General features: G+C 38.9%; 5 protein-coding genes and 1 pseudogene. 4 read left to right on the top strand and 2 right to left on the bottom strand.

What is annotated here, in order from left to right; translation table 11 throughout:
* Positions 1-499, bottom strand: a pseudogene (locus AC1DND_RS15105) (hypothetical protein); the annotation flags it as partial.
* 404 nt (positions 500-903) lie between these two features.
* On the opposite strand from AC1DND_RS15105, the gene AC1DND_RS15100 reads away from it, so the two are divergent.
* Positions 904-1254 (top strand): carboxypeptidase-like regulatory domain-containing protein, encoded by a 351-nt coding sequence (locus tag AC1DND_RS15100; RefSeq protein ID WP_477582780.1) that lies wholly within the window; start codon positions 904-906, stop codon positions 1252-1254.
* A complete protein-coding gene (locus AC1DND_RS15095) occupies positions 1254-3173 on the top strand; it encodes a TonB-dependent receptor (RefSeq protein ID WP_477582778.1) in 1920 nt (639 codons plus the stop codon). The genes AC1DND_RS15100 and AC1DND_RS15095 overlap by 1 nt, the downstream gene beginning before the upstream one ends.
* A 160-nt stretch (positions 3174-3333) precedes the next feature.
* Here AC1DND_RS15095 and AC1DND_RS15090 read toward each other — a convergent pair whose 3' ends face one another.
* Positions 3334-4554, bottom strand: a complete 1221-nt coding sequence (locus AC1DND_RS15090; protein ID WP_477582776.1) for a metallophosphoesterase — start codon at positions 4552-4554, stop codon at positions 3334-3336.
* Positions 4555-4823: 269 nt separating this feature from the next.
* Between AC1DND_RS15090 and AC1DND_RS15085 the strand changes: the two genes are divergently transcribed.
* A complete protein-coding gene (locus AC1DND_RS15085; RefSeq protein ID WP_029275042.1) occupies positions 4824-5270 on the top strand; it encodes an RrF2 family transcriptional regulator in 447 nt (148 codons plus the stop codon).
* Positions 5271-5999: 729 nt separating this feature from the next.
* A partial coding sequence (locus tag AC1DND_RS15080; protein ID WP_477582774.1) for a HEPN domain-containing protein occupies positions 6000-7993 on the top strand: 1994 nt, incomplete at its 3' end.

Genomic DNA, 7993 nt, shown 5'->3' with positions numbered 1-7993 from the left:
GGGTGCCCCCGCTGGTAAAAATGCCATCCGCTTTTTTGTTGTAACCGATCTGGTCGCAGGTCCATTCGATCAGCTTTTGTTCGATTAGTGTTCCGCCTGCACTTTGGTCCCAGGTATCGATTGATGAGTTGATGGCCGAAATCATGACTTCGGCAGCGACAGCGGGAATCACAATCGGACAGTTTAAGTGTGCAATGTAGGCAGGGTGGTGAAAGGCAACCGCATGGCTGGTGTAAAGCTGTTCAACTTCTTTAAGCAAAGCATCGTAATTGTCGTGCGTTTTTTCAAATTCGATCGAATCAAACAGCGGTCTTAATTTCGATGGCGATACACCACTAAAGGGCTGTTGATTGTTGCCGAGGAATTTTTTTACCGCCTGGGTAACTTTTCCTATTGCATGCAGGTACTCTACTTCATTTTCGTGGTGAAAGATTTCCTTGGTTGGACTTTCCGTAAGGAAATCAATAAGTTCATGTTTTTCGAGGTCTGATGTAAACATTAGTTTTTCAATTTTTCAAAAGATTAAGGTTAAATGGCAATAAAATTACTAGGCATATCAATGCCGAGATTTTCAAATAATACTTGGTTCTGAGCAGCTTAAATTAGTGAGCGGTTTCGACTATAATTCCGGTTGCTAAGGTATATTTTTATTTAGATTGATTAAAAATAATATTTAAAATATTTTTAACATATTGTTAGTAAGTTGTTTGCTGGCTGATGCTTAACCGTTTTAGTATAGCGTGGAACAAAAAAATAAAATATTTTATTTGGATTTAATCTAAATAAATGATTGCTTTGCGCAAAAAAATAATAATCATTGATGAAACCATCATGATTTTCAATATCACAACGGTATGACTAAATCATGATAGTTTCATTACCATTAAAACCAAATTTATACGGATGAAAAATCTATACTTAATTGCAATCCTTGTCTGTGGATTTATCTTAACGGGCAAAGCTCAAACCGTTACCGGAAAGGTAATAGGCGAAACCGCTCCGCTTGCTGGGGCAAATATTAAAGTTGAAGGCAAAAATGCTTCGGCTATAACAGCTGCTGATGGTAGCTTTGAATTAAAGTTAACCGAAGGTTCTTTCAAATTACAGGTGAGTTATGTAGGGTATACTACCATACTGCAAAAAGTGAGCTTGGCTAAAGATCAGACCGTTAATTTAACCCTTTATTTAAGCCCAACGTCGAATATGCAGGAGGTTGTGGTGGTTTCATCACGTAAGCCGACCAAAATCAGCTGATGATTGATGGTGTATCATTAAACAGTACCCGTGGTGTAAGCCGTCAGTTCGAATCGATAGATCCTTTCAACATTGAAAGAATTGAGGTTTTATCTGGAGCAAGTGCAGTTTATGGTGGTGGAGCAACAGGGGGTATTATCAACATTATTACTAAAAAAGGACAGGACAGTCAGCCAAGTTTCACTACACAAGTTGGTGTACGCAGCGGTTTAAAAGAAAAAAGTGATCATGATGTACGCGTAGCACAGGCTATTTCTGGCGGGAGCAAAGATTGGAACGGACGCATTGGTATGGCTTTCCAAAAAAACAATGCAGCTTATGGTGCCGATGGAAAACAGATTTTTACCGATATTACTCAAACCGATTTACAGTATAACCAATCGTTCGATTTTTTCGGAAGTACCGAATTTAAATTGACCGAGTATCAAAAACTATCGGTGAATGGTCAATATTACAATTCGGGTTACCGTGGCGATAAAGACCTTTTCTTGGGCGCAAATTACGGTRGATTGTTATCAAATCCAGCGCTTTTAGAAATGAGAAATGGCTACTCATCCGATGTTGATCCGAAAACCAGCAGAGCCAATATAAATGCCAATTATCAGGCTAGCAATATCTTGGGCGGGCAAACACTTTATGTACAGGCAGCGGCAAGAAACGAACAATTTAGCTTTCACCCATTCCCAGGGCAAGCGGCAATACCGCAGCGACTTTACAGTGGTTCATCCATCCAAAATACAAACTACAGCGCTTTAAAACTGGTATTGAACAAAGACTGGAACAGATTGAATCTTACTTATGGTATTGATGCCGATAACGAAAATTTTAACGCACGGCAAGCCCTGTTTGATAGAACAAAGGCCTTTGCGTCTGGTGGTTTAAACAATAGCACAATAGCCACTATTGCCCGTTATCCTAATTTCAGGGTAAATGGTTTATCAGGCTTTTTGCAGGCGCAGGTTAAAGTAACCGACTTCTTAAGCCTGTCGGGAGGTGTGCGTCAGCAACGTATGTTTGTTAAAGTTGGCGATTTTGTAGGCACCGCTGCTTCTGTACCTTTGGCTTATGGTGTAGGCAGAACAGCTACGGCCATTGCTGGTGGTGAAAACCATTACGATGTGAATTTATTAAACGGTGGTTTGGTATTTAAAATCAATGCAGCTCAACAAGCATGGCTTAATTTCTCGCAAGGGTTTAACTTGGCAGATCCGGCAAAATATTACGGACAGGGCACTTATACCTTGGTAGGCACCAACTATAATTTAGGCAACTCGATCAATGTTGGAAGTTCTCCTTTAACCGGTATCAAAACAGAACAGTACGAAGCCGGTTACCGTTACCGCTCAGGTGTATTTAATGCACAGGTAGCTGGTTTTTATGCCTTATCTGATAAAAATGTAAAAACCAATAGTACATTCAACATCGAAGTTTTTGATGAAAATGTTAGGAATTTAGGTGTTGAAGGTTCATTATCATTAAACCTGAAAAATGGTTTCGAAGCTGGTGTAAATGGTATGTATATTARAACACAGAAACAAAATGTTGATGGCACCTGGTCATTACAGGATGTAACAGTTGCAAGTCCATCAAAAGTTGCGGGTTATCTGGGTTATAACGGAAAAGTTTTTGGAATAAAGGCGCAGGCTTTCCACTACTTTGATTCGAAAGGTTATGCTACAGTTGGAAATGTTGTGGTGCAAAATGAGTTAAAAGGTTTCACTACTGTTGATTTATTGGGTTCGGTGAAATTATTTACTGGAAGTTTATCATTTGGTGTACAAAACCTGTTGAACAAAAATTACCAAACAGTTTGGAGCCAACGTTCGGTATTGATGTATCAAGCTTTGGCAAAACCAGAAACTTTTTATTATGCAGGCCGCGGCCGTACGTATAATTTAACGTATACGCTTAATTACTAGTTTTTAAGCTAAATCGTCATTGCGAGGAGGAACGACAAAGCAATCTTACAACTATCGCTATTAGCGAGCGCATTAAGATTGCTTCGTCGGCTGAAAAAGCCTTCTCGCAATGACGATACTGCTATAAACAACAAATGCCCCAATTCGGGGCATTTGTTGTTTACTTCCTCTTCAACTCTATCACTGTAATCTCCGGCCAGATCCCAATCCTGCCTGAAAAACCAAGAAAACCGAAGCCTCTGTTTACATTAAGGTATCTTCCATTTTCGGTTTTAATACCCGCCCAATGTTTATAACGATATTTCACCGGACTCCATTTGATGCCAAAAGCTTCGATACCAAACTGCATACCGTGTGTATGTCCAGCCAATGAAAGTTGGATTTTTGAAGGATAATTTTTTACCTGTGCATCCCAATGCGAAGGATCGTGAGATAGCAGGATTTTAAAATCGTTAACTGAAGTATTCTGAAGCGCTTTGTTTAAGTCTCCACGTTCTCCAAAACCAATTCCCCAGTTTCCTATTCCAGCGAGTATTATTTTTTCGCCGTTTTTATGCAATTCAACATGTTTATCCAATAAAAGCTTAAAGCCAAGTTCTTTATGGTAAGCTTTTAACTGATTTAGGTTCTGTATTTTATCTGCTTCTGTAGGCCATTTAATGTAGTCGCCATAATCGTGGTTGCCTAACACCGAAAATTGGCCGAACGGAGCTTTAATCTGCGAAAAATGTCCAATATAGGGCACAATCTCAGATGAAGCATTATTTACAAGGTCGCCAGTAAAAACAAACAGATCGCTTTTTTGAGCATTAATAAGGTCAATCCCTTTTTGTACCGCTTTAGGATTAGTAAAACTCCCGGCATGCACATCTGATATCTGGGTTAAGGTAAAACCATCAAAACTTGGAGGCAGATCATCAAAATATAAAGTGTGTTTAATTACGCGGTAGGCATATTTTCCTTGCGTAATGCCATAAGCAAATAAGGCGATGGTTAAACAGAACATCACAAATGCAAAATCGACCCAGTAATTGCTGCGGCCTAAAATGTGGAAACCTTCGGGCTGGAAATTAGTCGATAAACCTAACAGCAAGCGGTAAACATCACCGAGTAGGAGGAAAAAGGCGAACACGAGTTCTGCGACAAAGATGATTAAAAAAGCATGACTGATGATCTGAAAAAACCGGTTCATGCCTTGAATTCGCATTTGCTGAATTGCGTATAACAGCGCAAATGTCAAACCTACAATAACGACCCAGAAAATAGGACTGAGCCAGGTAGATTGATTAATGGTACCCAGGCCAGATAAAACATAAGCGTTAAGGGCAAAAAATATGATTGCAACTATGATGAGCGGCAATAGATTGAGTTTTCTTTTCATTATTGAAATCTGTAATTCAGAATGTGGGTAAAAATAGATTTTAAACGCCGATAAATGTTGTTCTGTTTTGTGTCGTGGTTATTTTTACGCTGCTTTGATTAAAGTTTACAATTCAGCGCCACGTCCTGCTGAACTTGTTTCAGCATCTTTTATAGTGGGAAAGATCCTGAAATAAATTCAGGATGACGACCGTTTATACAATTTATTGTGCAATCAACTTCCCGTTGCGTATTTTATAATTTACTTTCTTTTATTAGCTTTGTGCGAATATGCTGTCCAAAAAAACAAAGTATGCCATTAAAGCGCTTGTTGCGCTTGGTAAAAATTTAGATAAACCACCAATGCAAATTTCGAAAATTGCAGAGGAGGAGCATATCCCGAAAAAATTCCTGGAGCAGATTCTGCTCGATCTGCGTAACGCTGGCTTTTTATACAGTAAAAAAGGTGCAGGCGGTGGTTATAGCCTAAACAAAAAACCTGAGGAGATTTTATTGGTACATGTAATGCGTGTAACGGATGGGCCTATTGCCATGGTTCCCTGTGCAAGTTTAAACTTTTATCACAAATGTGATGAGTGTGTAGATGAGAAAACATGCGGAATCAGAAGCGCATTTATCGATGTTAGAGATGCCACCCTTAAGGTTTTAACCGAAACCAGCATTGCTGATGTAATTGGTAGAGAAGATAATCTGAAAATCGGTATCGTTAATTTATAATATTTATTTTCACGTGGCCCAATCCGTCATGCTGAACTTGTTTCAGCATCTATGACGATATGTCTTACACGTGGCAGATTTTAAAATATTAATCCCAAAATTCATTTTATTGAGTTTGGGATTTTTTTTTGGGGGAAATGAAAGTTCAGTTTTTCATTGTGGTTTTCAGTCCCGCTTTCCGTTTTATTCCGATCCTTTATCGGAATAAAACGGAAAGCGGGTTTATTTAACAGAGAGAGTAGCACAATCGGGGGGGCAGACCTCGCAGGTTTTTGAAACCTACGAGGTCTTGCTTCCGCGTTAGGGATTGTAAGGGTTTAGTGCCGATCCTTCATCGGTACCGAAGCGAAGCGCAGCCCTGCAAAGCCCGACCTTTGCGCAGCTTAGGTAACGCCCAAATCAGTTAGCAGTTAGCAATTTTAATTTTCTGTTGGCAGTTTTAAGCTAATAATTAAAGAATTTAACTTATAGATTTCTCCATTTCGCTACGCTCCAGTCGAAATGACGTTTTATTTATGTAAATTTTTTCATAATAAATTACGACTATTCCTATATACTTTATATATTTGGCGTATGAATTTCAATTTTATACCTAACAAATTAATCGCTATGCAAATAATGTGTTGTTGTAAAACGCAGTAATAGGAGCCTACAGATAATTTTAAGTATAAAATATGGAATGCTTCTCGGTAATAGGGAAGCATTTTTTGAATAAAGCTAACAACACATATGCAAAGTTTCAGAACAGAACTCGAAAATCCGATTGTCGAGCAGGACATTATCGATTTAGAGAATAAAATTAAAGCTTTTAGAGATGGAACCATCCACGACGAAAAGTTTAGAAGCCTCCGTTTAGCACGCGGTGTTTACGGACAAAGACAACCTGGCGTACAAATGGTGCGTATTAAATTGCCTTTTGGTAAGGTAACTTTTAAGCAGTTGTTACGTATTGCAGATATTGCTGATGAGTATGGAAGTGGAAATTTACACTTAACCACCCGTCAGGATATTCAGATTCACTATGTGAGTTTAGACCGTACTCCAGAGCTTTGGGCTAAATTAGAGCAGGATGATATTACGCTCCGCGAGGCTTGCGGAAATACGGTTCGTAACGTAACGGCATCTCCAAATTCTGGAATAGATGCTGAAGAACCTTTTGATGTTTCGCCTTATGCGCAAGCGGTATTTGCGTACTTTTTGCGTAACCCGATCTGTCAGGAAATGGGAAGAAAGATTAAAATTTCATTTTCTTCGAGCGATAGAGATACTGCCTTTAGCTACATTCACGATTTAGGTTTTATTCCTAAAATTAACGAAAATGGCGAACGTGGATTTAAAGTTTTGTTTGCAGGTGGTTTAGGTGCACAGCCATTTTTAGCCAATGCAGTACACGAGTTTTTGCCTGAGGATCAGTTAATTCCTTTTACTGAATCTGTTCTTCGCGTATTCGACCGTTATGGCGAACGGACCAACCGTAACAAAGCACGTTTAAAATACCTGGTTCAAAAACTGGGTTTAGAAGAAGTTTTACGTTTGGTTGCCGAAGAGCGTATTGCCAACAAAGTAAAAACCTTTAAAATAGATATTAATACTGTACCTCAGCCGCTCTTGCCTTTAGAACAAGAATACCCTGCGGTAGAAATCTTAAACGAAGCCCATTACAAACATTGGTTAGCCACTAACGTAATTGAGCAGAAACAAGCCGGATTTTATGGCGTTTATGTAAAAGTTCAGGTAGGCGATATCAAAACAGATAAAGCAAGGGCATTTGTTGATGCTATCAGGTTATATGTTGCTGATGAAATCAGGATTACCCAAAACCAAGGCTTGCTATTAAAGTTTGTACGTAAAGAAGCATTACCTTCATTATATGCTGCTTTAAATAAAATTGGTTTTACAACGGCAGGTTTTGATAGTTTAGCTGATATTACCACTTGCCCTGGTACCGATACCTGTAATTTGGGTATTTCGAATTCAATGACCTTGGCCGAAGTTTTGGAAGAAGTGATTTATACTGATTTCCCTGAGTTTATTTACGAGAAAAACATCAAGATCAAAATCAGTGGATGTATGAACTCTTGCGGTCAGCATGGTTTGGCTGAGATTGGTTTCCACGGAAGTTCGGTAAAAGCTGAAGGAAAAGTTGTTCCGGCAGTTCAGGTGATGTTGGGTGGTGGTACTGTAGGTAATGGTGTAGGTAGAGTAGCAGAACGCGTAATAAAAGTACCTTCTAAAAGAGCAACAAGTGTTTTACATTTCATTTTAAATGATTTTAAAGCCAATAATCTTGAGGATGAGAACTTTCACCAATATTATGATAGAAAAGGTAAAGACCATTTTTATCAGCTGTTAAAACCATTGGCCGATTTAACCAATCTTAAAACAGAAGAATTTGTAGATTGGGGACATGTAGAAGAGTTCGTAACCGCAATTGGTGTAGGCGAATGTGCTGGTGTTGTAATTGATTTGGTAGCTACCTTATTATTAGAAGCCGATGAAAAATTTGATTGGGCGAAACAAAACCTGGAGAAAGCTGCTTATGCCGATGCCATTTATCATACTTACAGCACTTTCGTAAGCGCTGCAAAATCGTTACTGTTAGATAAAGGTGTAAACAGCAGCACACAGGTAGGTGTGATCCGCGAATTTGATAACCATTACGTAGAAACTGGAGAATTTAATTTATCGACCAATTTCTCTGACCTGGTTTTACAGATTAACAA

Source organism: Pedobacter sp. 01N416 (assembly GCF_056399685.1).
This window is presented reverse-complemented; position numbering and strand designations above follow the sequence as displayed.